Source organism: Streptomyces sp. NPDC051822 (assembly GCF_044452745.1).
Taxonomy (GTDB): Bacteria; Actinomycetota; Actinomycetes; order Streptomycetales; family Streptomycetaceae; genus Streptomyces.
Genome location: NZ_JBITBZ010000001.1, coordinates 1262308 through 1288921 on the forward strand (window position 1 = coordinate 1262308; position 26614 = coordinate 1288921).

Sequence of the window (26614 nt, forward strand, 5' to 3'; positions counted from 1 at the left end):
CCCCGCCGGACATCCGGCGGGGCCCTTCCTCACGCATGCCTAGCTGTGCGTACGCAGCAGCGTGCGCATGGTCCGCATCGCCACCGACAGGTTCGCCAGGTCGAAGGTGTCCGAACCCTGGATCTCCTCCAGGGTCGTCCGCGCGCGGCCCAGGATCGCCGCGTTCTTCTGCTCCCAGTCCTTGAACCGCTCCTCCGGGCTCGACGTGCCGTTCCCGGCCGCCAGGACGTCCGCCGTCAGCGCCGAGTGCGCCGCGAACAGGTCCTCACGGATCGAGGCGCGGGCCATCGACTGCCACCGGTCGCTGCGCGGCAGCTCGACGATCCGGTCCATCAGGTCGGTGATCCGCAGCCGGTCGGCCAGGTCGTAGTAGACCTCGGCCACCGCGAGCGGCTCCTTGCCCGTCCGGTCCGCGATCGCCACGACGTCGAGGATCGGGAACGCGGACGAGAAGCCGGCGACCCGCAGCGCGAGCTCCTCCGGCACACCGAACGCGGTCAGCTCGTCCAGGATCGACTGGTACCACTCCAGGTCCGCGCCGCGCAGCAGCGACGGCAGCTGCGCCCAGACCTCCTCGACGCGGTCGGCGAAGAACTCGATGGTCTCGCTGAGCTGGAGCGGCTGCGGCCGGTTGTTGAGCAGCCAGCGCGTGCCGCGCTCGACGAGCCGGCGGGAGTGCAGCCGCATCCGGGTCTGGACCTCGGCCGGCACCCGGTTGTCGAGCGCCTCGACGGCGTCCCACACCTGGCTGAGCCGGAAGACGACACGGGCGGCGGTCTGCGCCCTGACGATCTCCTCGATCGACGCGCCGGTCTCCTCGCGGAGGCGGTGCAGGAAGGTCGAGCCACCGGTGTTGACGGTGTCGTTGACCAGGATCGTGGTGATGATCTCGCGGCGCAGCGCGTGGTTGTCGACGGCCTCGGTGAACTTCTCGCGCAGCAGCGTCGGGAAGTACGCGTGGAGCAGCCCGCGCAGGTACGGGTCGTCCGGCAGCTCCGTGCCGATCAGCTCGTCGGCCACCGTGATCTTGGTGTACGCGAGGAGGACGGCGAGCTCCGGCTGGCTCAGGCCCCGGTTGGTGTTGAGCAGCTCGCGGATCTGCCGGTCGTTGGGCAGGAACTCCAGGGAGCGGTCGAGGCTGCCGTCGCGGCCCAGGCGGCGCATGTACCGCTGGTGGGCGTGGAGGAGGGACGGCGACTGGGCGACGGCGTTGGCGAGGGCGGTGTTCTGCGCGTAGTTGTTGCGCAGGACGAGCGTGCCGACCTCGTCGGTCATCTCCGCGAGGATCTTGTTGCGCTGCTTGACGGTCATGTCGCCCTCGGCGACGAGCCCGTTGAGCAGGATCTTGATGTTGACCTCGTGGTCGGAGGTGTCGACGCCGGCGCTGTTGTCGATGGCGTCGGTGTTGACCTTGCCGCCGTGGCCCTCGGGGCCGCCGACCCGGGCGAACTCGATGCGGCCCAGCTGGGTCGCGCCGAGGTTGCCGCCCTCGCCGATGACCTTGGCGCGGACGTCCTGGCCGTCGACGCGGATGGCGTCGTTGGCCTTGTCGCCGACGTCGGCGTTGGACTCGACGGAGGACTTGACGTACGTGCCGATGCCGCCGTTCCACAGCAGGTCGACGGGCGCGTGGAGCACCGCCTTCATCAGCTCGGCCGGGGTCATCTTGGTCACGCCGTCCTCGATGCCGAGGGCGGCCCTGACGTGCGCGTTGACCGGGATCGACTTGGCGCTGCGGGCGTGGATGCCACCGCCCGCGGAGAGCAGCGCCGGGTCGTAGTCCGCCCACGACGAGCGGGGCAGCTCGAAGAGCCGGCGGCGCTCGGCGTACGAGACGGCCGCGTCCGGGTCCGGGTCGATGAAGATGTGCCGGTGGTCGAAGGCGGCGACGAGCCGGATGTGCTCGCTCAGCAGCATGCCGTTGCCGAAGACGTCGCCGGACATGTCGCCGACGCCGACGACCGTGAAGTCCTCGGTCTGGGTGTCGTGGCCCAGCTCGCGGAAGTGGCGCTTGACGGACTCCCAGGCGCCGCGGGCGGTGATGCCCATGCCCTTGTGGTCGTAGCCGGCGGAACCGCCGGAGGCGAAGGCGTCACCGAGCCAGAAGCCGTACGACTCGGCGACCCCGTTGGCGATGTCGGAGAAGGTCGCGGTGCCCTTGTCTGCGGCGACCACGAGGTAGGTGTCGTCCTCGTCGTGGCGGACCACGTCGACCGGCGGCACGACCTCGCCCGCGACCAGGTTGTCGGTGATGTCGAGCAGCGCCGAGATGAAGGTCTTGTACGAGGCGATGCCCTCGGCCAGCCAGGCGTCCCGGTCCACGGACGGGTCCGGGAGCTGCTTGGCGACGAAGCCGCCCTTGGCGCCGACCGGCACGATGACGGTGTTCTTCACCATCTGCGCCTTGACCAGGCCGAGGATCTCCGTACGGAAGTCCTCTCGCCGGTCCGACCAGCGCAGACCGCCTCGGGCGACCTTGCCGAAGCGCAGGTGGACGCCCTCGACGCGCGGGGAGTACACCCAGATCTCGAAGGCGGGGCGCGGGGCCGGCAGATCGGGGATGGCCTGCGGGTCGAACTTCATCGACACGTAGGAGTGCTGCTCGCCGCTCGCGTCCTTCTGGAAGAAGTTGGTCCGCAGCGTGGCCTTGATGACGGCGAGGAAGGACCGCAGGATCCGGTCCTCGTCCAGGCTCGCGACCTGGTCGAGGGCGCCGTCCAGCTCCTCCAGGATGCCGTCGGTCAGCTCGGTGCCGGCGCGCTGGCGCTCCGGGGCCATCCGGGCCTCGAAGAGGGAGACGAGCAGCCGGGTGGTGTGGACGTTGTTGCGGAGAGTGTCCTCCATGTAGTCCTGGCTGAACGTCGACGCGGCCTGGCGCAGGTACTTGGCGTAGGCGCGCAGCACCATCGCCTGGCGCCAGGTGAGCCCGGCGGAGAGGACGAGCGAGTTGAAGTTGTCGTTCTCCGCCTGGCCCATCCAGGTGGCGGCGAAGGCCTCCTGGAAACGCTCCCGGGCGTCGTCGCCGAAGGAGAGGCCGTTGCCGGTCGGGGCGGGCAGCCGCAGACCGAAGTCGTAGACCCAGGCGTGCGTGCGGTCGGCGCAGCGCAGCTCGTACGGGCGCTCGTCGGTGACCTCGACGCCGAGCCGGTTGAGCACCGGCAGGACGGCGGACAGGGAGATCGGGTCGCCCGTCTTGTAGATCTTGAAGCGTCGCTCGCCGGGGCCCGCGACGACCGGCTCGTACAGGGAGAGCGCGAAGTCCTTGCCCTCGGTCCGGGCCAGCGCCTCCAGGTGGACGAGGTCGGCGACGGCCGCGCGCGGCGAGTGGTCGGCCTTGTAGCCCTCGGGGAAGGCGTTGCCGTAGCGGCGCAGCAGCTCGGCGGCGCGCTCCTCGCCCAGCTCGGCGTTGAGCGCCTCGCCGAAGCCGTCGGCCCAGGAGCGGGCGGCGTCGACGAGCCGGGCCTCGATGCGGTCGACGTCGGCGTCGGTGAGCTTCGCCAGCTCGGTGCCGGGCTTGACGCGGACGACGAAGTGCAGCCGGGACAGGATCGACTCGGTGTTCCAGGCGGTGAAGTCGACGCTGGTGCCGCCGAGCTCCTCCTTCAGGATGTCGATGATCCGCAGCCGGACGCGGGTCGTGTAGCGGTCGCGCGGCAGGTAGACGAGGGCCGAGTAGTAGCGGCCGTACTCGTCCTGGCGCAGGTAGAGGCGCAGCCGGCGCCGCTCCTGCAGGTACAGGACGCTGGTGACGATGGCCTGGAGCTGGTCGACCGGGGTCTGGAACAGCTCGTCGCGGGGGTACGTCTCCAGGATCTGGAGCAGGTCGCGGCCGTCGTGGCTGTTGGGCGAGAAGCCGGCGCCCTCCAGGACCTCCTGGACCTTGCGCTTGACGACCGGGACCCGGCGGACGGACTCGGTGTAGGCGGCCGAGGAGAACAGGCCGAGGAAGCGGCGCTCGCCGACGACGTTGCCGTCGGCGTCGAACTTCTTCACGCCGACGTAGTCGAGGTACGAGGGGCGGTGCACGGTCGCCCGGCTGTTGGCCTTCGTCAGGATCAGCAGCTTGTGCTCGCGCGCCTTGGCGCGGGCGTCGGCGGGCAGCCGGCTGAAGGACGGCGAGACGGGGTGGGCGTGGTGGCCCTCGTCGTCGCCGCTGTGGTGCGGGTCGGAGCGCAGGATGCCGAGGCCGGTGCCGGGGACGGCGGACAGGGCGTCACCGTTGACCAGCTCGTACTCGCGGAAGCCGAGGAAGGTGAAGTGGTCGTCGGCGAGCCAGCGCAGCAGCTCGCGGGCCTCCTCCACCTCGGTGGGGCGCAGGTCGGACGCGGTGGGCTCGTCGGGGAGGCCGTCGGCGATGCGCAGGGCGGCATCGCGCATCTTCTCCCAGTCCTCGACCGTCTCGCGGACGTCGGACAGGACGCGCAGCAGGTCGGCGGTGATCTGCTTGAGGTCGGCGCGGTCGGTCTCGCGGTCGATCTCGACGTGGATCCAGGACTCGGTGAGCGCGTCGTGCGGCAGCTCGCCGTGGATCTGGGCCGAGAGGACCTCGATCAGCTTGCCGGCCACGTCACGGCGGACGAGGACCTGCGGGTGGATAACGACGTGGATGCCGCGGCCCTGGCGGGACAGCTCGTTGGTGACCGAGTCGACGAGGAACGGCATGTCGTCGGTGACGACCTCGACGACGGAGTGGCTGCTCGTCCAGCCGTTCTCCTCGACCGTCGGAGTGTGGACGCGCACGTTCGCGGTGCCCTGCGGGCGGTTCTCCGCGAGCCGGTAGTGAGAGAGCGCGGCACCGAACACGTCGACCGGGTCCCGGTCGCCGAGGTCCTCCGGCGCCGTGTGCAGGTAGTAGCGCTGGAGGTACTCGAGCACAGCGTCCCGGTCCGGGCGCTCACCCTCCGGGCCCGTCGGAAGTCGCCCCCCGACCGGGCTGTGCTCAGCTACCCGGGCAGCCCTTTCGAGCAGCTCGGCCTTGGCTTCGTCCAGCTTGGTCTGCATGCCTCTGACTCCTGGTCGCGCGCCGTTGCGTGACGTCGGTGGAAGGAAGGGGACAACGCCACGACGCGGTGATTCCGGTCGAAGTCGACGTTATGCCCGGATGAGAGATGCCCGGGTCGTTATCGGCCACAGAGCGCGGCGCGCCCGGACGGAGAGGATCGGCGAACGCACGGTCGGCCCGGCCGCTGTCGCGGGCCGGGCGGCAGCCGGGGGCTGCATTGCCCCCTCGGCGTATCGCGCTGATCACGGGAAAAGCCTATCGTCCTCGACCCCCGGGCCGTCATGGTCCGTATGTGTACAAAAGAGGGGGTGGAAGTTTGACGTTATGGACAGCGACACATGTCCTCTTGGCAAAGTGCCCCGCCACGGGCAGCGTGTACCCGAGCATGGGCACGGCACGGCAGACCGACCATCTGTGATCTGGGAGAGCCATGGCGAAGATCCTGATCGTGACCGGGGACGCGGCTGAGTCACTGGAGGTGTTGTACCCCTACCAGCGACTGCTCGAAGAGGGATACGAGGTCGACATCGCGGCCCCGGCGCGCAAGCAGCTCCGGTTCGTGGTCCACGACTTCGAACCCGGCTTCGACACGTACACCGAGAAGCCCGGCTACACCTGGCCCGCCGACCTGGCCTTCTCGGAGGTCGATCCGGGCGCGTACGTGGCGGTGGTGATCCCGGGCGGCCGGGCGCCGGAGTACCTGCGCAACGACCCGGAGCTCCGCAAGGTCCTCAAGGCCTTCTTCGACGCGGACAAGCCGGTGGCCCAGATCTGCCACGGCCCGCTTCTGACGGCGGCGGTCGGCGGCCTGGAGGGCCGCCGGGTCACGGCGTACCCGGCGCTCGAACTCGACATGCAGGCGGCCGGCGCGACCTTCCAGGACAGCGCGGCGGTCGTGGACGGCCTCCTGGTCTCCTCCAGGGCCTGGCCGGACCACCCGACCTGGATGCGCGAATTCCTGAAGGTCCTCCGCGCAAAGGCCTGACCCCGCCCTGTGGGGTGTGGGCTGACGCCACTCGGCGCGGCCGCCGGCTGACGCCGCCCGTCTGGCGTGGTTGTGGGCATGCGTTCCGCCGGGGCGATGGGGGGTGCCCCCTGCTCTAGCGAAGCCGAGAGCTTGGGGGAGGGTGGGCACAACCACCCTCCGGGCCGCACCCGGCCCCACAGCCCGCACCACCCACCGGCCGGCCGTCGCCCGTCAGACCAGCTCCTCCGCGACAGCCACCGCCTCCTCCAAGGAGTCGACCACCGGCACCCCGACCCGCGAGAGCGACGCCCGGCTGTGCGACCCCCCGGTGTACAGCACCGCCCGCGCCCCCACATGCGCCGCCGCCACCGCGTCGTCCGCCGCGTCACCGATGACGACGACCCGCTCCGCGGTGACGCGAAGCGCCGCCAGGTGCCGCACCATGTGCCCGGACTTCCCGTCCGTCGAGGTGTCCACGCGCCCGTCCATGCGCAGGAACCGCTCGGCGATCCCGTGCCGCCGCACCAGCGGTACCAGCTGCGCGTGCGGCGCGAGGGACAGCAGCGACTGCGTGAACCCGGACGCCTGCCGCGCCGCGAGCAGCTCGGCGGCACCGGAGGTCAGCCCGCAGTCCTCGGCGCGCTGCCAGTAGTGCCGGTGGAAGGCGTCGTCCATGACGATCCATTCCGCGTCGGTGGGCAGCCGCCCCATGAGCCGCTCGTAGAACTTGGGTACCGGCACCGTGTACAGCTCCCGGTACCGCGCCAGGGTGATCGGTTCGAGCCCGAGCTCGGCGAAGGCGGCATTGGTCGCCCCGATGACCGCGCCGATGTCGTCGAGCAGTGTGCCGTTCCAGTCCCAGACCAGATGCTTGCCGCGCAAGCCGTCGCGCTTCCCCATCCCAAGAAGGTACCCGGCGGGTCCGACAGCGAAGACTCGGCGGTGGCTCCGGGTGGCTCCGGTCCGCTCAGCCCAGCAGCTCGGGGATCTCCTGCACCCCGAACCACAGCAGCTCGTGGTCCTCGGCCCCGTCCACGACGAACTGCGCGTCGTCGTCGCCCTGGTCCGCCGCCCCCAGCGCGGCGGCGGCGGCCGTCACGTCGGCCTCCGCGTCGTCCGCGTCGGCGTGCACCGCGGCCGCCTTGGCGAGCGGGACGGCCCCGGCGATGCGGACCTCGCCGACGGAGCCCGCGTCGAGCCCGCGGTCGGGGTCCGTGGCCGCGTCCTTGTCGGCCACGTCCACGGCGACGACGATCCGGCGCCGGGGGGCGTCGGGGTCGCCGGCCACGAGGCGCAGGGAGGCGGACGCGGCCCGGTTGAGCGCCGCGTACTCCAGCTCCTCGATGTCGTCGGAGACGTACCACTCGCGCAGGGCGGGGGTGACGGCGTAGGCCGTCAGCGGGCCGGGGCCCAGCTCGCCCGCCTTGTGCGCCTGTGCGAGACCGGGGAGGGTCAGGGGGACGTACACGCGCATGGCTGGCCGCTTTCGTAGTCGGAGAGGCCCTCAGGATACGTGCGGAGTCCCCCTTCGGGGTTCCCGCCCGCTCACCGCCCGCGTCCACCGCGGGAGGGGATGTTCCGGGCCCCGGAGAGCCGATTTTTCACGGCGTCACCCGGATAGGTGATTCCCCTTCCGGTCCCCTCCCGGGTGCCCGGCACCTTGCGGTGGCGCCGGGCTCCCCCGTACAAGATCCCCAACGGAAGTTACTGACTGGTATCAACCGGTCACGCAACGACAGGGGACCGCCATGAACACCACGCTCGCCACCACCGGACCCGCGGCCACCACCGCGCCGGCCGCCACCGCACCCGCACCCGCGCCCGCCACCCCGCCCCAGCCGCACCCCGGCACGGCGAGCACCCGCCCCCGCACCCCACGCCCCCGCACCGCCCCCGGCGGCCCCGCCGGCACCCGCCCCCGCGGCCCCGCGGGCAGCCACCCCGCGGGCACCCACCCCCGCACGGCTCCACCGCGCACGCTGCCCCCGCACACCGTCTTCGCAGAGCGCCTGCTCGCCGTACTCAGCGGGGAACGGCCGGTCCACTGGATGCTCGGCCACACCGTCGGCGAGGCGTACGAGCAGCTGGTCAGGATCGCCCCGGACACACCCCTGCGGTCCCTCGGCCCCCGCCCCGTCCTGCGCCGCTGCTCGGTCCAGGTGGACGCCGGCCGGACGGCGGTGGAGGCCTTCGCGACCATCGCCACCGGCCCCCGCGTCCGGGCGATGGCCTTCCGTCTGGAGCGCGGCGCCGACCAGCGCTGGCGCTGCGCCGCGGTCGAACTGGACGGCCTCGGCGCGACGTCCGCAACCGCCCGCCACGCATGACGAAGGGGCCGACCGCCCACCGGGCGACCGACCCCTCGCACGACGACGAGCCGAATCGGCTCCCGTCACCGCCTCAGCGGCATGACGTCACTTCTTGCGGCGACGCCCGCCGCCCGCGTTCTTCTGGGCCTTGCGCCGCTCCGCACGGGTCATCCCGTCACCGGAGTCCACGTCGTCGGACGCGAAGTCGCCCTCGATGACACCGCCGTCGCCGTCCACGGTCGGCGCGGAGAAGTGCAGCCGGTCCGGCCGCTGCGGGGCGTCGAGCCCCTTGGCGCGGATCTCCGGACGCCCCGCGGCCGCGGGAACGGCGTCCTCCTTGGAGAGCGAGGGAGCGCTCGCCTGCACCGGGACCTCCTCGACCTGCTGCTCGACCTGGACCTCCAGGTTGAACAGGTAGCCGACGGACTCCTCCTTGATGCCCTCCATCATGGCGGTGAACATATCGAAGCCCTCGCGCTGGTACTCGACCAGCGGGTCCTTCTGCGCCATGGCACGGAGGCCGATGCCCTCCTGGAGGTAGTCCATCTCGTAGAGGTGCTCGCGCCACTTGCGGTCGAGGACGGACAGCACCACGCGCCGCTCCAGCTCGCGCATGATGTCCGAGCCGAGCTCCTTCTCCCGCGAGGCGTACTGCTCGTGGATGTCGCCCTTGATGGACTCGGCGATGAACTCGGCGGTGATGCCCGCGCGGTCTCCGGCCGCGTCCTCCAGCTCCTCCACGGTGACCTTCACCGGGTAGAGCTGCTTGAACGCGTTCCACAGACGGTCGAGGTCCCACTCCTCCGCGAAGCCCTCGGCGGTCTCCTGGCGGATGTAGTCGTCGATCGTGTCGTCCATGAAGTGCTGGATCTGCTCGTGCAGGTCCTCGCCCTCCAGGACGCGCCGGCGCTCGCCGTAGATGACCTGGCGCTGCCGGTTGAGGACGTCGTCGTACTTCAGGACGTTCTTGCGCGTCTCGAAGTTCTGGGTCTCGACCTGCGACTGGGCGGAGGCGATCGCCCGGGTGACCATCTTGTTCTCGATCGGCACGTCGTCCGGCACGTTGGCCATGGCCATCACGCGCTCGACCATCTGCGCCTTGAACAGACGCATCAGGTCGTCGCCGAGGGAGAGGTAGAAGCGGGACTCGCCCGGGTCGCCCTGACGGCCGGAGCGGCCGCGGAGCTGGTTGTCGATGCGGCGCGACTCGTGGCGCTCGGTGCCCAGCACGTACAGCCCGCCGAGGTCCTTGACCTCCTCGAACTCCGCCTGCACGGCCTTCTTGGCGCGCTCCAGGGCACCGGGGAGGGCCGCGGCCCACTCCTCGACGTGCTCGACCGGGTCGAGACCCGCCTGGCGCAGCTCGGCCTCGGCGAGGTCGTCCGGGTTGCCGCCGAGCTTGATGTCCGTACCGCGTCCGGCCATGTTCGTGGCGACGGTGACGGCGCCGCGGCGGCCGGCCTGCGCGACGATGCTGGCCTCGCGGTCGTGGTGCTTCGCGTTGAGGACCTCGTGCTGCACGCCGCGCTTGGAGAGCTGCTGCGAGAGGTACTCGGACTTCTCGACGGAGGTCGTGCCGACGAGGATCGGCTGACCCTTCTCGTGCTTCTCCGCGATGTCGTCGACGACGGCGGCGAACTTGGCGACCTCGGTCCGGTAGATCAGGTCGGACTGGTCCTTGCGGATCATCGGCCTGTTCGTGGGGATCGGGACGACGCCCAGCTTGTAGATCTGGTGGAACTCGGCGGCCTCGGTCATGGCCGTACCGGTCATGCCGGAGAGCTTGTCGTACAGGAGGAAGAAGTTCTGCAGGGTGATCGTGGCGAGGGTCTGGTTCTCGTCCTTGATCGCCACACCTTCCTTCGCCTCGATGGCCTGGTGCATGCCCTCGTTGTAGCGGCGGCCGGCGAGGATACGGCCGGTGTGCTCGTCGACGATCATGACTTCGCCGTCCATGACGACGTAGTCCTTGTCCTTCTTGAACAGCTCCTTGGCCTTGATGGCGTTGTTCAGGTAGCCGACGAGCGGGGTGTTGACCGACTCGTAGAGGTTGTCGATGCCGAGCCAGTCCTCGACCTTGGCGACACCGGCCTCGTGGATCGCGACGGTGCGCTTCTTCTCGTCGACCTCGTAGTCGCCGGTCTCCTCGATGCCCTTGAGCTGGTTGCCGGGCTCGCCCTTGGAGAGGCGGGTGACGAGCTTCGCGAAGTCGCCGTACCACTTCGTCGCCTGGTCGGCCGGGCCGGAGATGATCAGCGGCGTACGGGCCTCGTCGACGAGGATGGAGTCGACCTCGTCGACACAGGCGAAGTTGTGGCCGCGCTGGACGAGCTCGTCCTTGGACCACGCCATGTTGTCGCGCAGGTAGTCGAAGCCGAACTCGTTGTTCGTGCCGTACGTGATGTCGCAGGCGTACTGCTCACGACGCTGGGCCGGGGTCATGTTGGCGAGGATGCAGCCGACCTTGAGGCCCAGGAACTTGTGGACGCGACCCATCATCTCGGAGTCACGCTCGGCCAGGTAGTCGTTCACCGTGATCAGGTGGACGCCCTTGCCGGACAGCGCGTTGAGGTACGCCGGGAGGGTGCCGACGAGGGTCTTGCCCTCACCGGTCTTCATCTCGGCGACGTAGCCGAGGTGGAGGGCGGCGCCGCCCATCAGCTGGACGTCGTAGTGACGCTGACCGAGGACACGCTTCGCGGCCTCGCGCACCGTCGCGAAGGCCTCGGGCATCAGGTCGTCGAGGCTCTCACCGTCGGCGAACCGCTGCTTGTACTCATCGGTGAGCGCGCGCAACTCGGCGTCGGAGAGGTTGACGAAGTCCTCTTCGATGGAGTTGACCTGGTCCGCGATGCGGTGCAGTTTGCGCAGGATCTTTCCTTCGCCTGCACGCATGAGCTTGTTGAAGACGGACACTGAGGCTGCTCTCCTTGCCGGTCGGGCCTGGCACTGGGTCTTGTCATGGACGCGAGCGCGGGCACGGCAGGTGGTCCCCACCGCAACGGCCATCGTAAGCGAGACCGCCCTCGCGAAGGGAGGCCTACAGTGCCGGAGCCGTACGTCCACCCGGAAAGAGAACGCACGAGGTGGGCGGAAGGTGCCGCCCCATCCGAAAAGTGTTCGCTTCCGGTCCCCGAGGTCACCACAATCCCGGCATGGAACCCATCACCCTCACCACCGACCGGCTCCGCCTGCGGAACTTCGTCCCCGGCGACGCCGAGGCCGTCTACGACATCTGCCAGGACCCGGCCATCAGGCGCTGGACCACCGTCCCCGACCCCTACACCCGTCAGGACGCCGACTTCTTCCTGAACCGGCTGGTGCCCGACGGCTGGCGCGAGGACACCGAGTACCCGTTCGCCGTCGAGCCCCTGGCCGGCGGCCCGCTGCTCGCCGCCGCCTCCCTGAGCAGCCGCGACGGCGGCGCCTGGGAGATCGGCTACTGGCTGGCCGAGGAGCACCGCGGCAGCGGCTACATGACAGAGATCGCCCGCGCCCTCGCCCACTGGGCCTTCACCGGTCTCGGCTGCACCCGCCTGGTGTGGCGCGCCGAGGTCGGCAACGCCGCTTCGCGCGCGGTGGCCGAGCGCGTCGGCTTCGTCGTCGAGGGCGTCCAGCGCGCCGCCCTGGTCAACAAGGGGACGCTCCGGGACTGCTGGGTCGGCGGCCTGCTCCCCTCCGACTTCGGCCTCCCGAGCCCGCTGCCCTACCTCCCGTCCCCCGACCTGCCCGCCAGGACCTGACCCCCGAGGAGCCCGCCCGGCCCTCGGGGGTCAGGGCCGGGCCGACTGTCGGTGCCGGGGCCTAGGGTGCGGTCCATGACGACCGTGCCCCGCCCCACCGCCGCCGAACTGTCAGCCGACGAAGCCCGCCGGATCGCGCTGCGCGCCCAGGGCTTCCTGGGCGCCGCCGACCGCCGTGCCGGGGTGCGCGGGGTCCTGCGCGCCCTGGGTCAGGTGCAGCTCGACACGATCTCCGTACTGGCCCGCTCGCACGAGCTCATCCCGTACGCGCGCCTGGGCGCCGTCGGCCGGACCACGGTCGAGGACGCGTACTGGACCGACGCGCACGCCTTCGAGTACTGGTCCCACGCGGCCTGCATCCTGCCCGTCGAGGAATGGCCGCACTTCGCGTTCCGCCGCCGCGCCTACCGCGACCGCCCGCACTGGCACCACGACCTCTCGGCGGGCGCGTACGACAAGGTCATCGCCCAGCTGCGGGACGAGGGCCCGCGGACGGCGACCGAGCTGGGCGGCGCGAAGAACAAGGGCGAGTGGTGGGACTGGTCCGAGACCAAGATCGCCGTCGAGCGTGCGCTGATGTTCGGCGAGGTGGTCGTGGTCGAGCGGCGCGGCTGGAAGCGGGTGTACGACCTGGCCGAGCGGGCGATCCCGCAGGCCCTGCTCCACGACGACCTGGACGACACCGAGTGCGTGCGGCGCCTGGTGCGGCAGGCCGGCGAGGCACTGGGCGTGGGCACGCGCGCGGACATCGCCGACTACCACCGGATCAAGGGCGAGCAGTTCGACGCGGTGGTCGAGGCGTCGGGGCTCGTGCCGGTCACGGTGGCGGGCTGGGGGAAGCCCGCCTGGGCGGACCCGGCGGCGCTGGCCTCCCCGCCGCGCGGCCGGCACCGTACGACGCTGCTGTCGCCGTTCGACTCGCTGATCTGGGAGCGGGCCAGGACGGAGCGGATCTTCGGCTTCACCCATCGCCTGGAGGCGTACGTGCCGAAGCCGAAGCGGGTGCACGGCTATTTCGCGATGCCGGTCCTCGCCGGCGGCCATCTGGTCGGCCGCGTGGACCCGGCGCGCGAGGGCAGGACGCTCGTCGCCCGCCAGGTGACGCTCGACGGCCCCAAGGCCGTGCCCGCGGTCGCACAGGCGCTGCGCGAGGCGGCCGAGTGGGTCGGCTGTGACGCGGTGTCGGTGGTCCCGGACCGGGTGAACCGCCCCGAACTCGCACCCGAGCTGGTGCGGGCCCTGTCCTGAGCGCCCCCGCGCCCCCTACCTGATCTCGAGGATCTTCTCCCGCATCGCGTAGACCACGGCCTCCATCCTGGAGTGCAGCTGAAGCTTCTCCAGGATGTTGCGCACGTGGTTCTTCACGGTGTTCTCGGAGATGAACAGCTCCTTGGCGATGTCCCGGTTGTTCATCCCGGTCGCGACGAGCTTGAGGACCTCCAGCTCGCGGTCGGTCAGCCTGGGCGCGGGCACGAGCCTGCGCTCGTCCGTGCGCTGGATCATCGACTTGAACTCCGTGAGCAGCTTCGACGCCATCGAGGGGCTGATCTGCGACTGCCCGTCCGCGACCGCGCGGATGGCCGTCGCGACCTCGTCGGTGGAGATCTCCTTGAGGAGGTAGCCGGTGGCCCCCGCCTTGATCGCGTCGTAGAGGTCGGCCTCCTCGTCGCTGATCGTCAGCATGATGATCTTGGCGCTGGGTGCCACCTCCTTGATGGAGGTGCACGCCTCGATGCCCCCGCGCCGCGGCATCCGTACGTCCATCAGGACGATGTCGGGCAGCAGATCGGCGGCCTTGTCGACGGCCTCCGCCCCGTCGCCGGCCTCTCCGACGACCTGGATGTCCTCCTCCTGCGCGAGGACGATCTCCAGTCCCCGTCGGAAGAGGGCATGGTCGTCCACCACGAGGACCCTGATCGGCTCTTTGCGGAATGCACCGCTGTCCGAATCCGATCCCTCCGGGACCGCACTACCGTGCTCACGCCCGCTGAGCACCGGCCCGAAGCTGTCCGCCATCGTTCCTCCCCCTGAAGGCCGTGGCCTGAATTCGTTTTCGGTCCCCCAACCCGTACTCGTCGAGCACCGGTTGGCGTGCACGCCATGATTTCATGCCCGGGCGTCGATGGAGTGATCCCGTGCACGCACAGGGGTGCCCCTGGGGGCGCGAAGGGCGCTCCAGGGGCACCGTGAGGGGCGACCGGGTGAGTGCGGCGGCCGGCCGTCAGCCGCCGAGCGCACCGCCGGCACCGCCGGCCTCGGCGAGCGGGTCGCCCTCGAGATGGATGACGCCGTAGTCGTACGCGTGTCGTCGGTAGACGACGCTCGGCTGCTTCGTGTCGGAGTCGACGAAGAGATAGAAGTCGTGGCCGACCAGCTCCATCTCGTAGAGCGCCTGGTCGAGCGTCATGGGTGCGGCCCGGTGGGTCTTCTCTCGGACCACCAGCGGGCCTTCGCCCTGTACTTCGATCGAGCCCATCATCGTGGTGGGCACCTTCTCGGACTCGTCGGCGACCAGCTGGCCGTCTCCGTTGAACTGGGCGGCGCCGGGCACCACGTCCCCGACCTCGGCCGCCGAAAGCCTGCCGCTTCCACGGCGGGTGTACCGCTTGTCGTGCTGCTTACGCAGTCGCGCCTCGAGCTTGTCGCTGGCGAGGTCGAGCGCTGCGTACGGGTCGCCTGCCGCAGCTTCCGCCCGGATCACCGGGCCTCGGGAGTGGAGGGTGATCTCCACGCGGTCGGACCTGTCGGCCTGCCGCGGATTGTGTTCCTTGGACACCTCGACGTCGAGGCTGATCACCTTGCCGTCGAGCTTCTGGATCTTCTCCAGCTTCAGCTTCTCGGCCACGTGCTTGCGGAACCGCTCGGGCACCTCGGTCTTGCGGCCCTTGACGACGATGTCCACGCAGAACTCCGTTCCCGGATCGCCTGGTCGGCCCTCGGCCGCCGGGCATCTCCCTTTGCACCAGACTCCGGTGGATTACCGGAGCTCGGACTTGGCGACTTTCACCTCCTCCTCCCCAGTCGACAAGATCCCCACCCCATCGACGCGAGGTTAATTCGCCCTGAACTCCTGTCCTGTAGGCGCAACCATGTATTCGGCGAGGCGATGGCTTCCACCATTCCTCACAACCGAACATAGCCCCTTCGGACGGGTGTCGGCACCCGCTACCGCGACATACCTCCGTTCGGGTGCTTTCACCTCTCACCACCTGCAACGATCCAAGTTCCTGGCGAGTTCCGGTTTATTTCGAACGAGGCGGGAGAGGATGCGATCACGGCCGCCACCCGCTGTTCGAATCCATGCTGCGCGGAACCCGCCGGTAAACCGTGCGGTATTCCGGGAATGAACGGACGGTGCACGTCTCCGAGGGCGCGCGCGGCCTCCGCAAGCGAGGCCCCCGTGGTCATCAGGTCGTCCACGAGCACCACCTTCCCCGCCCCGAGAAGCCGCCCGCCGCCCGGCACCAGCTCGAGGGCTCCGGAGAGGTTCGCGAGCCGCCCGCGCGCTCCCAGCCCCGCCTGGTCCGCCACGTACCGCCGCTGCCGCAGCACGGGCACGACCCGCGCCCGCCGTCCCGTAAACCGCAGCCGGGCCGCCGCGGCCAGCGCGATCCGTCGCGTCGGATCGTGGCCACGCGCCCGTACGGAGCGCCGGGAGGACGGCACCGGTACGAGGAGCAGGGGAGCCGTGTCCGGGCCCTTGGCGGCACCGGCTGCGGCCTCCACGGCGGCGGCCAGGGCGTTGCCCAGGGGCCGGGCGAGGGGAAGAGCCCCGCGTTCCTTGTGAGCGAGGAGCAGTTCCCGTACGGCGTCGGCGTACGGCGCGACGGCGTGGACCACGGGCAGCCCGGCGGGCTCGGGCGAAGGGCGCACCCTGCTCGGTCCCGCACCGGCGCCGGTCAGCGCGTCCGCACAGGACGGGCACAGCTCGGTGCGCGGCCTGCCGCAGCCTCCACAGGCGACCGGCAGCACCAGCCCGGCGATCTCCCGCCACCACCCCCGCATGGCTCCACTGTGCGCCATCGCGACCCCGGCGGGCCACCCCTGTGGAAAACCGTGAAGTACGTCAGGTAGGCCCTTCGTATGTCACCTCGGCAGGGCCCGTGCCGCAGAGTCGCTACCCCGGGTAGACGGGCGAGGTCCCCGTCTTGACCACCGGCTGCCAGTTGGTGCCCGGTGCCAGCCGGACGACGCCGTCGTCGCCGGAGTCGGCCACCAGGGGCACGTTGTCGACGTGCGGGGCGGCCACCGAGGTCACCCCGTTCAGCCCGGGCAGCACCAGGCTCGCCGAGGTCGAGCCGTCCGTCTGGAGGTAACGGATCTGCTGGACGCCGCCCGCCTCCTTGCCGACGACGACGAGCCGGCTCGGACCGGCCCACGAGACGGCCGTGACCGACTCCATCCGGGGCGCGGCGGGCTGGAGGTCGAGCACGGACACGACCGGTTCGTCGCCCGTCGTCTGCCGCTGGACCCGGCCGATCTGCAGGGTCGTGTCGCCGCCCCTGGTGACCACCAGGGCGATCCGGACCCCGTCGGCGGAGACCCGCAGCGACTCGATCCTGGCGTCGTCCTCCAGCCACGGCGTGCGCACCTTGACGGGATCACCTGTGCCGCCCGGCACCATCCACAGCCGGGGCGCCGCCGGGTCGCGGTCGGCGACCCAGAGGTCCCCCCTGCCGTCCCAGCTGGGCGCGGACAGCCGGTCGGCGGGCTTGGCGCCCTTGCTGCTCAGGAGGGCGGGCGACGCGTCCTCCTCCGCGGTGATGGAGGAGACGAAGAGCTCCCGGCCGGTCTCCCCGACGCCCGCGGCGCGGGTCTCGCCCCGGTCGACGGCGACCGACTGGAGCCGCGTGGTGCCCTTGCCGAGCGGACCGGGCACCTCGACGGGCGCGTTCGCCTCCTTGCCCCCGACGACCAGCATCATCAGCTTGTGGTGCTCGTCGACGAAGTACGGGTGCTCTTCCCTGTCCGTGTTCCGCACCGCGGCGAACTCGGCCGCCTGCCCCTTGCCCAGGCGGCACAGCGCCCGGTCGTTCGAGTCCTGGAGCTCCACCTGCTCGACGCGTACGGACGTCAGGTCGCCCAGCGTGAACAGCAGCTGCGCCGCCATCCGCCGGCAGGCCTCGGCGCCCACCCGGTCCGCCTTGCGGTTGAGCGGCACCTTCAGCGTGGACTGGTCGTCGGTCGTCAGGGTGGTGACGCCCTTCTGCAGCTCCGTGCCGGAGGGGAAGCGCGAGTCGACGGCCGGCTTGAGCCAGTTCGTGGGGCCTTCGAGGAGCGCCTTGACCGTCTGCGTCACCGGGTCCATCCGGGTGACGGGGTCCTGGCGCTGCCGGATGTAGACCGGGTCGGCGACGACCCAGTCCTCCCCGGAGGCGAAGTAGTACTTGTTGACCGACCGGTAGTTCCGCAGGAAATCGGCCTCGCCGAGGACCAGCCCGGGCGGCAGGCCGTCGATGCGCCACTCCTTGCCCTTGCCGTTGGCGGTGGGCACCTGCACGACGTGGATCGAGGTCAGGTACTTGGCGGGGCTGATCGGCTGGTACGCGTGACGGGCGTCCACGGTCGCGATCTTGCGGCCGGAGAGCGGGTAGGCGCGGCCCTGGTCCTCCGGGTCGGCGTTGCGGTCGGCCTGGTCACGGTCCGGCGCGGTGGTGAGCACCGTGATGCTCTCCTCCGGCTTCCAGGTCCGCGCGGCCTGCTTCGTGAGGTACTTGCGGGCGGTGGCGAAGCCGGGGTCGTCACTGGTCATGGCTTCGAGGAAGCCGTCGACGATCTCGTCCGGGTCCGCGTTCTCCCGGGGCGCGACGGCGTAGACCCGTACCTGCGAGTCGCCCTGGTTGACGCCTTTGACCGCCTGCACGTCCCCGCTGTCGGGCATCGTCGCGCAACCGGTCACGGTCACCAGGAGTCCGCCGCACGCGGCGAGCACCACCGCGCGCGCACTCCGTCCGGCTCCCGCGTACCCCTCCCGAAAGTCCCGCCCCGCGCGCCCCACTGGGGAGTCAACGCCCACGTGTCCCGTCCTCCCGCTCCACGTTCCCGTTCGCGCCGGCCGTCGCCGCACCCGCCCCACCGCCGTCGCCGTCCGCCGTCGTGCGCGCCACCACCCGTGCGCCGCTGCCGGGCAGGGCCGTCGGGTCGACGGTCGCCCGCGACGGCGCGGGCAGCCTCGGCGGTACGGCAACCTGCGGCCGGTCGCCCGCGGACTGCGCCGGCACCGCCGTGAGACGGCTGCCCTCCTGGACGAGCCCCGCGGCCGCCTGCTCGCGGTTGCGCCGTGAGTCCTCGGGCTCCAGGGGTATCGGGGAGCCCCGCAGCGGCTCGTCCGCGGTACGCGGCAGGGTGAGCCGGAACTGCGAACCGCCACCGGCCTCGCCCCACGCCTGGAGCCAGCCGCCGTGCAGCCGGGCGTCCTCGACCGCGATGGACAGGCCGAGGCCCGTGCCGCCCGTGGTGCGCGCGCGGGCCGGGTCAGCCCGCCAGAACCGGTTGAACACTCGCGTGGCCTCGCCCGGCTTGAGCCCGACGCCGTAGTCGCGTACGGCCACGGCGACGGCCCCGCCGGCGGCGGCCAGCTTCACCACCACGTCACGGCCCTCACCGTGCTCGACCGCGTTGACGACGAGGTTGCGCAGCACCCGCTCGACCCGGCGGGCGTCCGCCTCGGCCACCACGGGCTGCTCGTCGCCGACCACCACGATCCGGGTGCCCTTGCGCTCGGCGAGGGGTTCGGCGCCGCCGATGACCCGGCGCACGACCTGCCGCAGGTCGATCGGCTCGGCTTCCAGGGCCGCCGCGCCCGCGTCGAACCGGCTGATCTCCAGGAGGTCGGAGAGCAGCGACTCGAAGCGGTCGAGCTGGTCGCCGAGGAGTTCGGCCGAACGGGCGGTGACGGGGTCGAAGTCGACCCGGGCCTCGTGGATGACGTCGGCGGCCATCCGCACCGTGGTCAGCGGGGTGCGCAGCTCGTGCGACACGTCCGACACGAACCGCCGCTGCATCCGCGACAGCTCCTCCAGCTGCTGGATCTTGAGCTGGAGGTTCTGCGCCATCTTGTTGAAGGCCTCTCCCAGCCGGGCGATGTCGTCCTCGCCGGTGACCTTCATGCGTTCCTGCAGGCGGCCCGCCGAGAGCCGCTCGGCGATCCCGGCGGCCATCCGTACCGGCGTGACGACCTGGCGCACCATGAGCCAGGCGATGGCGCCGAGCAGGACGACGACGAAGAGCCCGGCGGTCGCCAGGGTGCCCTTGACCAGGGTGAGGGAGTCCTCCTCCTGGGTCAGCGGGAACAGGTAGTACAGCTCGTACTGGTCGCCCTCGGCGTCGTTCAGCCGCTTGCCGATCACCAGACCGGCCTCGGACGCCTTGCCGCTGGTGTAGTGGATGCTGGTGAACTTCTGGAAGGTGTCCGCGCCCTGGGCCACCGACTGCCGCAGGCTGGCGGGGATGCTCTTGGCCGGGTCGACCTCGCCGGACGCGCGTACGCCACGGCTCGCGGTGTCATCGGTGTCGAGGGACAGCGCGACCACGTTGAAGGCGCTCTGGCCGCCACTGGCGAGTTGCTCGACCAGGGTGGACCGCCAGTTCACGGACGCACCGGCCCGCCCGCCGTCCTGCTGACCGGGCGCCGAGGGGGTGGTCGCCGCCCTGTCCTGGGCGGCGGAGAACCCGCCGGCGGCCTGGCTCTGGGCGGCCTTCTCCTTGGCGTCGAGCAGACCGTTGCGGACCTGGCCGATGACGACCAGGCCGAGCAGCAGCACCACCCCGAGCGACATCAGGAGGGTGCCCGCGACGATCCGCAGCTGGATGTTCCGCCGCCACAGCCGCACGGCGGGCAGCAGCGGACGCCGCACCCAGCGCGCGAAGAGCCGGAGGACCGGGCCACCGGGCGCCCCGTCCCGGAACAACCGCCCACCCCTCGGCGGACGGCCGGAACGCGAGCCCCCCCGCCTCGGTCCGGCAGCCCGCCCCGTACGTGTTCCCGGGTCCCCGGGCCTCGGAGCAGTACTGCCTGTGCTCATGTCAGCTCGGCCCCGCCTTGTACCCGACACCGCGCACGGTGACCACGATCTCCGGGCGCTCCGGGTCCTTCTCGACCTTCGAGCGCAGCCGCTGCACGTGGACGTTCACCAGCCGGGTGTCGGCCGCGTGACGGTAGCCCCAGACCTGCTCGAGGAGGACCTCACGGGTGAACACCTGCCACGGCTTGCGCGCCAGCGCGACGAGCAAGTCGAACTCCAGCGGGGTCAGGGCGATGGACTGCCCCTCCCGCTTCACGGAGTGCCCGGCCACGTCGATGACGAGGTCACCGATGGTGAGCTGCTCCGGAGCCGGCTCCTCGGACCGCCGCAGCCGCGCCCGGATACGGGCGACGAGCTCCTTCGGCTTGAACGGCTTCACGATGTAGTCGTCGGCCCCGGACTCCAGACCCACGACGATGTCCACCGTGTCGCTCTTGGCCGTGAGCATGACGATCGGCACACCCGACTCGGCCCTGATCAGGCGGCACACCTCGATGCCGTCCCTTCCGGGCAGCATCAGGTCGAGCAGCACCAGGTCAGGCTTGGCCTCCCGGAATGCGGCAAGCGCCTTGTCACCGTCCGCGACGAACGACGGCTCGAACCCTTCACCCCGCAGCACGATGCCGAGCATCTCGGCCAGTGCGGTGTCGTCGTCGACGACAAGAACGCGTCCCTTCATATCGACATCATCCCATTAGCCAATCGTTACCTGCCGTGACCTGCCCCACAGCGCCTCCCGCAGCCCGGACCACGATCCCGTCGATCGCGCCCCGCTCGGCCCGCCACCGCACGGTTCGCGCGAGATGATCGGGTATCCGCACAGTGTGCAGCCTGCCGCTCGCACAATGAAGCTCCGGACGAAGGTACGAAGGTCGACACCGCTCCCGCCCACGGGCGGGTCCCGCGTGGCACGATGGCACCCGGCCCGCCGCCGAGTCAGGTGTCGGCCGCCGTGACCGAGCCGGTTCGCCGATCCGGCGCCGCGACCAATCCTCCGAGGTGGACGACCGTGAACGACACTCCGGGCTGGACCTCGCCCGGATCCGCCCCCTCCGACGACCAGAACGGCTCCGGGGTTCCCCGGCCCGCTCCGTCCGACGCGAACGGTTCCGCCCCGCAGTGGTCGAAGGACCAGCCGCCCGCCGGTCAGTGGTCTCCGCCGACCGGTCAGACCCCGCCCGCACCCCGGACGCCCACGACGGGCCCGAACTGGGGTACCCCGCCGCCGAACGCCAACTGGGGCAGTCCTCCGGCCGCGAAGCCCGGCGTGATCCCCCTGCGCCCGCTGGGCATGGGCGAGATCCTCGACGGCGCGGTGAAGACCCTCCGCACCTACTGGCGCACGGTCCTCGCGATCACCGTCACGGTCGCGGTGATCTCCGAGATCGCCGGCATCCTGGCCCAGCGGTACCTCGCCCCCACCGTCCCCGCGGCCAACCCGGACGCCACCCCCGCCGAGGCGCTCCAGCAGTCTCTCGACGCGGCCCAGGCCTCCCTGATCGGTACGGGCCCCGCCCTGCTCGTGACGCTGATGGCGTCCCTGTTCAGCGCCGCCCTGCTGACCGTCGTCATCAGCCGTGCGGTCGTCGGCCGCCCGGTCTCGCTGGGCTCCGCCTGGCAGGAGGCCCGGCCCCGCCTCCTCCAGCTCGTCGGCCTGACCCTGCTGGTCGCGGCCATGACCACCGCCATCGTCCTCGTCGGCCTGCTCCCGGGGCTCCTCGTCGGCGGCGCCGCCGGCGCGGCCCTGGTCATGCTCGGCGGCTTCGGAGGCCTGGCGACCGCCATCTGGCTGCTGATCCGCTTCGCCCTCGCCTCCCCCGCCCTCATGCTGGAGCGCCAGGGCGTGATCCAGTCCCTGAAGCGCTCGGCCAAGCTGGTCCAGGGCTCGTGGTGGCGGATCTTCGGCATCACCCTCGTCACCCAGCTGCTGATCTTCGTCTTCGCGATGATCATCGTGATTCCGTTCATCCTGATCGGCATCGCGGTCGACGGCGACGGCTTCTCCGGCCTGCTCACCGAGTCCTCCACGCCCGGCTGGCCCTTCCTTCTCATCACGGGCATCGGCGGCGTGATCACCAGCGCGATCACCTACCCGATCTCGGCCGGCGTGACGGTGCTCCTCTACGTGGACCAGCGCATCCGCCGCGAAGCCCTGGACCTCGAACTGGCACGGGCCGCGGGCCTCCCCGGCTACGGCCCCGCACCTGGCGACGAGGCCGTCGGAGGCTGATGCCGTGACGGTCACGGGGGGAACGGCCACGGCACCGACGCGGCTGCTCGCCGACGGCGACGTACCGGTGGACATCTCCCGCCTCCCCGCCCGCGAGGCGGCGGAACGGGAGCTGTCCCGGCCGATGTACCACGAGAACGACCCGAGCCTCCTCCAGCGCGCCCTCGACCGCTTCTGGGAGTGGCTCGACGACCTGTTCGGCGCCGCGTCGGGGGCCACCCCGGGCGGCGTCCTCGGCCTCGTGACGGTGATCCTGCTCGCCGCCGCGCTCGTCGCCGCCCTCTGGTGGCGCCTCGGCACCCCCCGCCGGACCCCCGGCAGTTCGGCCGACTCCCTCTTCCCCGAAGGCCCCCGCACCGCACGCGACCACCGGACGGCAGCCGCCCGCCACGCTTCCGCCGGCCGCTGGAACGAGGCGGTCCAGGAACGGATGCGGGCGATCGTCCGCTCCCTCGAAGAGCGCACCCTGCTCGACCACCGCCCCGGCCGCACCGCGGACGAGGCCGCCGCCGAGACCGGACGCTCCCTGCCCGCCCACGCGGACGAACTGCGCCTCGCCGCCCGGACCTTCGACGACGTCACGTACGGCGGCCGCACCGCCGACGAGCCCGCGTACCGCCGCATCGAGGAACTCGACACCGCCCTCGAGCGGACCCGCCCCACCCTCGACTCCGCCGCCACGGGGGCGCCCGCATGAGCCACCCGGCCACCGGCACCACGTCGACCGCTCTGTCCACCCGTCAGGTGTGGCGCCGCGCCCGCGGCGCGGTCCTCGTCCTCGCCCTGATCCTCGTCGGGGGCGTCATCCTCGCGACGATGCGGTCCTCCGACTCCCAGGGCGCTCTCGACCCCCGCTCCGCCGCCCCCCACGGCAGCCGCGCCGTCGCCGAACTCCTCAAGGCCCGTGGCATCACGATCACCCTCGCCACCACCCTCGACGAGGCCACGGCCGCCACCGACACGGCGACGACGCTCCTGGTCACCACCCCCGATCTGCTGACGGCCACTCAACAGTCCACGCTCCGGGAGACCATCAGGAACTCCGCGGGCCGCACCGTCCTCCTCGGCGCCGGCGACCCCTCCCTCCCCGTCCTGGCCCCGAACGTCACCGCCGCCACCAGCACCGCCGTCGAGAACCGCAACCCCTCCTGCACGCTGGAAGCCGCCACCCGCGCCGGCAGCGCCGACCTCGGCGGCGAGCGCTACGTCACCGACCCCGGCGCCGGCGCCGGCGCCGACGCCTGCTACCCCGCCGACGGCCTGCCGTCCCTGGTCCGCATCCCGGGCCCCGACGCCACCGACACCGTCCTCCTCGGCTCGCCCGACATCCTCCACAACGACCGTCTCGACCAGCAGGGCAACGCTTCGCTCGCCCTGCAACTCCTCGGCTCCCGAACCCATCTGGTCTGGTACCTCCCCTCTCTCACCGACGCCTCCGCCGCCGACGCGCCCGACGACGACACCACGGGCGACTTCCTCGCCCTCATCCCCTCCGGCTGGCTGTGGGGCACACTCCAACTCGCGGTCGCGGCCCTGCTCGCCGCCATCTGGCGGGCACGCCGCCTCGGCCCCCTGGTGACCGAGCGCCTCCCCGTCGCCGTCCGAGCCTCCGAGGCCACCGAGGGCCGCGCCCGCCTCTACCGCAAGGCGAACGCCCGCGACCGCGCCGCGACCGTCCTGCGCACCGCGACCCGCACCCGGATCGCCCCCCTGCTCGGCGTCCCCCTCCAGGACGCCCACTCCTCCGAGCGCCTCCTCCCCGCACTCTCCGCCCGTCTCCCCGAGACCACCGCGGACACCAGGACCCTCCTCTTCGGCCCGGCTCCCGCCGACGACGCCACCCTCATCCGCCTGGCGGACCAACTCGACGCCCTCGAAAGAGAGGTACGCACCTCATGAGCGCCCCGACCCCCGAGACCGTTACGGACTCGGACAGCGCCCGCGCCTCCCTGGAGGCCCTGCGCACCGAGATCGCGAAGGCGGTGGTCGGCCAGGACCCCGCCGTCACCGGTCTCGTCGTCGCCCTGCTCTGCCGGGGACACGTCCTCCTCGAAGGCGTACCCGGCGTGGCCAAGACGCTGCTGGTCCGCGCGCTCGCCGCCGCCCTCGAACTCGACACCAAGCGCGTCCAGTTCACCCCCGACCTCATGCCGAGCGACGTCACCGGCTCCCTGGTCTACGACAACCGGACATCCGAGTTCTCCTTCCAGCCCGGCCCGGTCTTCACCAACCTCCTCCTCGCCGACGAGATCAACCGCACGCCCCCGAAGACCCAGTCCTCCCTCCTGGAAGCGATGGAGGAACACCAAGTCACAGTCGACGGCACACCCCGCCCCCTGCCCGAGCCCTTCCTGGTCGCCGCGACCCAGAACCCGGTCGAGTACGAGGGCACCTACCCCCTCCCCGAGGCCCAACTGGACAGGTTCCTGCTGAAGCTGACGGTCCCTCTGCCCTCACGCGCGGACGAGATCCAGGTCCTCAGCCGTCACGCCGAAGGCTTCGACCCCCGCGACCTGAAGGCCGCCGGCGTCCGCCCCGTCGCGGGTCCCGCGCAGCTCGCAGCCGCCCGCGCCGCGGTCGCCAAGGTCTCCGTCTCCGCCGAGATCGCCGGCTATGTCGTCGATATCTGTCGTGCCACGCGTGAATCCCCCTCACTCACGCTCGGGGTCTCCCCCCGAGGCGCCACCGCCCTGCTGTCCACCGCCCGCGCCTGGGCCTGGCTCACCGGCCGGGACTACGTCACCCCGGACGACGTGAAGGCCCTCGCTCTCCCCACCCTGCGTCATCGCATCCACCTGCGGCCCGAGGCCGAGATGGAGGGGGTCACCCCCGACTCCGTCATCAACTCGATCCTCGCCCACGTCCCCGTCCCCCGCTGAGAACGGCGCCCCATGGCCCTCACCGGACGAACCGCCCTGCTCGCGGCCCTCGGATCGCTCCCCGTCGGCATCCTCGCCCCCAGCTGGACGGGAATGCTGGCGGTCAACGCGCCCCTCTCCCTCGCAATTCTGTGCGACTACGCCCTGGCCGCGCCAGTACGAACGCTCCAATTCACCCGAAGTGGTGATACATCCGTTCGACTCGGTGACGCGGCGGAGGTCCAGCTCACCGTCACCAACCGGTCGCGCCGACGCCTGCGCGCCCAGCTCCGCGACGCCTGGCCGCCCAGCAGCTGGCTCCCCGGCACCGAGCAGGCCTCCTCACGCCAACGGCTCACGGTCCCGGCCGGCGAACGCCGCCGTCTCACCACCAGCCTGCGCCCGACCCGCCGCGGCGACCGCCACGCCGAGCGCATCACGGTCCGCTCGTACGGCCCCCTCGGACTCGCGGCCCGCCAGGGCAATCACGAAGTCCCCTGGACCGTCCGCGTCCTGCCCCCGTTCACGAGCCGCAAGCACCTGCCGTCCCGCCTGGCCAGACTCCGCGAACTCGACGGCCGCACCAGCGTGCTGACCCGTGGCGAGGGCACGGAGTTCGACAGCCTCCGCGAGTACGTCCCCGGTGACGACACCCGCTCAATCGACTGGCGCGCCACCGCCCGCCAGTCCACGGTCGCCGTCCGCACCTGGCGCCCGGAGCGAGACCGCCACATCCTCATCGTCCTCGACACCGGCCGTACCTCGGCCGGCCGTGTCGGCGACGTCCCCCGCCTGGACGCCTCCATGGACGCGGCCCTGCTCCTCACCGCGCTCGCCTCCCGGGCAGGCGACCGCGTGGACCTCCTGGCCTACGACCGCCGCCTCCGCGCCCAGGTCCAGGGCCGCTCCGCGGGCGACATCCTGCCCGCCGTGGTCAACGCCCTCGCCTCGCTCGAACCAGAGCTGGTGGAGACCGACGCCCGCGGACTCGCGGCCATCGCCCTCGCACGCGCGCCTCGCCGCTCCCTGATCGTCCTGCTGACGAGCCTCGACGCCGCTCCGATCGAGGAGGGCCTCCTCCCGATCCTGCCGCAGCTCACCCAGCGCCACACGGTCCTGCTGGCGTCTGTCGCCGACCCGCACGCCGCCGGAATGGCAGCGACCCGCGGCACGATCGACGGCGTCTACGAGGCCGCCGCGGCCACTCAGACACAGTCCCAGCGCGCCCGTACGGCGGACCAACTGCAACGCCGCGGCGTCACGGTGGTCGACGCCTCCCCCGACACCCTGGCCCCGGCCCTGGCCGACGCCTACCTCGCCCTGAAAGCAGCCGGCCGCCTCTGACCACGCCCCCGGACCACACAGGGGTCCCCCGCGAAAGGGATACCTGGTCGTGAACGCAGAAAAGCCCCGCACCATAAGGTGCGGGGCTTTCCCACAATGATTGTTCGGCGGCGTCCTACTCTCCCACAGGGTCCCCC

At 71.5% G+C, this 26614-nt stretch carries 19 protein-coding genes; 9 read left to right on the forward strand and 10 right to left on the reverse strand.

The window, feature by feature from the left end:
• Positions 1-39: 39 nt before the first annotated feature.
• Entirely contained in the window at positions 40-5001 is a 4962-nt protein-coding gene (locus ACIA8N_RS05690; RefSeq protein WP_365777694.1) for an NAD-glutamate dehydrogenase, read from the reverse strand.
• Between the two features lie 431 nt (positions 5002-5432).
• Here ACIA8N_RS05690 and ACIA8N_RS05695 point away from each other — a divergent pair, with 431 nt between their 5' ends.
• On the forward strand, positions 5433-5987 hold the full coding sequence (locus ACIA8N_RS05695; protein WP_365777692.1) for a DJ-1/PfpI family protein: 555 nt from the start codon (positions 5433-5435) through the stop codon (positions 5985-5987).
• A gap of 213 nt (positions 5988-6200) precedes the next feature.
• Here the strand turns inward: ACIA8N_RS05695 and ACIA8N_RS05700 are convergent, their stop codons facing one another.
• Together ACIA8N_RS05700 and ACIA8N_RS05705 are read right to left on the reverse strand one after the other, a co-directional pair.
• Positions 6201-6869 carry an HAD hydrolase-like protein gene (locus ACIA8N_RS05700; protein ID WP_365777690.1) on the reverse strand — a complete coding sequence of 223 codons (669 nt, stop codon included), beginning with the start codon at positions 6867-6869 and terminating at the stop codon, positions 6201-6203.
• Between the two features lie 67 nt (positions 6870-6936).
• On the reverse strand, positions 6937-7443 hold the full coding sequence (locus ACIA8N_RS05705) for a DUF6912 family protein (protein WP_365777688.1): 507 nt from the start codon (positions 7441-7443) through the stop codon (positions 6937-6939).
• 274 nt (positions 7444-7717) lie between these two features.
• On the opposite strand from ACIA8N_RS05705, the gene ACIA8N_RS05710 reads away from it, so the two are divergent.
• Positions 7718-8296, forward strand: coding sequence for an Rv3235 family protein (locus ACIA8N_RS05710; RefSeq protein WP_399415729.1), 579 nt, complete (start codon positions 7718-7720; stop codon positions 8294-8296).
• Positions 8297-8383: 87 nt separating this feature from the next.
• Here ACIA8N_RS05710 and secA read toward each other — a convergent pair whose 3' ends face one another.
• On the reverse strand, positions 8384-11194 hold the full coding sequence (secA, locus tag ACIA8N_RS05715; protein ID WP_365777686.1) for a preprotein translocase subunit SecA: 2811 nt from the start codon (positions 11192-11194) through the stop codon (positions 8384-8386).
• 239 nt (positions 11195-11433) lie between these two features.
• On the opposite strand from secA, the gene ACIA8N_RS05720 reads away from it, so the two are divergent.
• Together ACIA8N_RS05720 and ACIA8N_RS05725 are read left to right on the forward strand one after the other, a co-directional pair.
• Complete coding sequence (locus ACIA8N_RS05720; RefSeq protein ID WP_365777684.1) at positions 11434-12021, forward strand: GNAT family N-acetyltransferase; 588 nt, start codon at positions 11434-11436, stop codon at positions 12019-12021.
• A 75-nt stretch (positions 12022-12096) separates the two neighbouring features.
• Entirely contained in the window at positions 12097-13269 is a 1173-nt protein-coding gene (locus ACIA8N_RS05725) for a DNA glycosylase AlkZ-like family protein (RefSeq protein ID WP_365777682.1), read from the forward strand.
• A gap of 15 nt (positions 13270-13284) precedes the next feature.
• Here the strand turns inward: ACIA8N_RS05725 and ACIA8N_RS05730 are convergent, their stop codons facing one another.
• The 6 genes from ACIA8N_RS05730 to mtrA form a co-directional block, all read right to left on the reverse strand.
• Positions 13285-14037, reverse strand: a complete 753-nt coding sequence (locus ACIA8N_RS05730; protein WP_030556504.1) for a response regulator transcription factor — start codon at positions 14035-14037, stop codon at positions 13285-13287.
• 205 nt (positions 14038-14242) lie between these two features.
• On the reverse strand, positions 14243-14923 hold the full coding sequence (gene hpf, locus ACIA8N_RS05735) for a ribosome hibernation-promoting factor, HPF/YfiA family (RefSeq protein ID WP_365777679.1): 681 nt from the start codon (positions 14921-14923) through the stop codon (positions 14243-14245).
• Between the two features lie 293 nt (positions 14924-15216).
• Positions 15217-16026, reverse strand: a complete 810-nt coding sequence (locus tag ACIA8N_RS05740) for a ComF family protein (RefSeq protein ID WP_365777677.1) — start codon at positions 16024-16026, stop codon at positions 15217-15219.
• Positions 16027-16138: 112 nt separating this feature from the next.
• On the reverse strand, positions 16139-17953 hold the full coding sequence (locus tag ACIA8N_RS05745; protein WP_399415773.1) for an LpqB family beta-propeller domain-containing protein: 1815 nt from the start codon (positions 17951-17953) through the stop codon (positions 16139-16141).
• Between the two features lie 73 nt (positions 17954-18026).
• Positions 18027-20045, reverse strand: a complete 2019-nt coding sequence (mtrB, locus tag ACIA8N_RS05750; RefSeq protein WP_365777675.1) for an MtrAB system histidine kinase MtrB — start codon at positions 20043-20045, stop codon at positions 18027-18029.
• Between the two features lies 1 nt (position 20046).
• Complete coding sequence (gene mtrA, locus ACIA8N_RS05755) at positions 20047-20724, reverse strand: two-component system response regulator MtrA (RefSeq protein ID WP_030224028.1); 678 nt, start codon at positions 20722-20724, stop codon at positions 20047-20049.
• A gap of 330 nt (positions 20725-21054) precedes the next feature.
• On the opposite strand from mtrA, the gene ACIA8N_RS05760 reads away from it, so the two are divergent.
• Genes ACIA8N_RS05760 through ACIA8N_RS05780 form a run of 5 tightly spaced genes read left to right on the forward strand, consistent with a single transcriptional unit; the run spans position 21055 to position 26477 of the window.
• Entirely contained in the window at positions 21055-22275 is a 1221-nt protein-coding gene (locus tag ACIA8N_RS05760; protein ID WP_365777672.1) for a hypothetical protein, read from the forward strand.
• A gap of 4 nt (positions 22276-22279) precedes the next feature.
• A complete protein-coding gene (locus ACIA8N_RS05765) occupies positions 22280-22972 on the forward strand; it encodes a DUF4129 domain-containing protein (protein WP_365777670.1) in 693 nt (230 codons plus the stop codon).
• The gene (locus ACIA8N_RS05770) at positions 22969-24174 is read left to right on the forward strand and encodes a DUF4350 domain-containing protein (RefSeq protein ID WP_365777668.1); all 1206 of its coding nucleotides are present in this window, start codon (positions 22969-22971) and stop codon (positions 24172-24174) included. Before ACIA8N_RS05765 ends, ACIA8N_RS05770 begins: the two co-directional genes overlap by 4 nt.
• A complete protein-coding gene (locus ACIA8N_RS05775) occupies positions 24171-25154 on the forward strand; it encodes a MoxR family ATPase (protein WP_365777666.1) in 984 nt (327 codons plus the stop codon). Before ACIA8N_RS05770 ends, ACIA8N_RS05775 begins: the two co-directional genes overlap by 4 nt.
• Positions 25155-25166: 12 nt before the next feature.
• Positions 25167-26477 (forward strand): DUF58 domain-containing protein, encoded by a 1311-nt coding sequence (locus ACIA8N_RS05780; RefSeq protein WP_365777664.1) that lies wholly within the window; start codon positions 25167-25169, stop codon positions 26475-26477.
• The last annotated feature ends 137 nt before the right edge of the window (positions 26478-26614 follow it).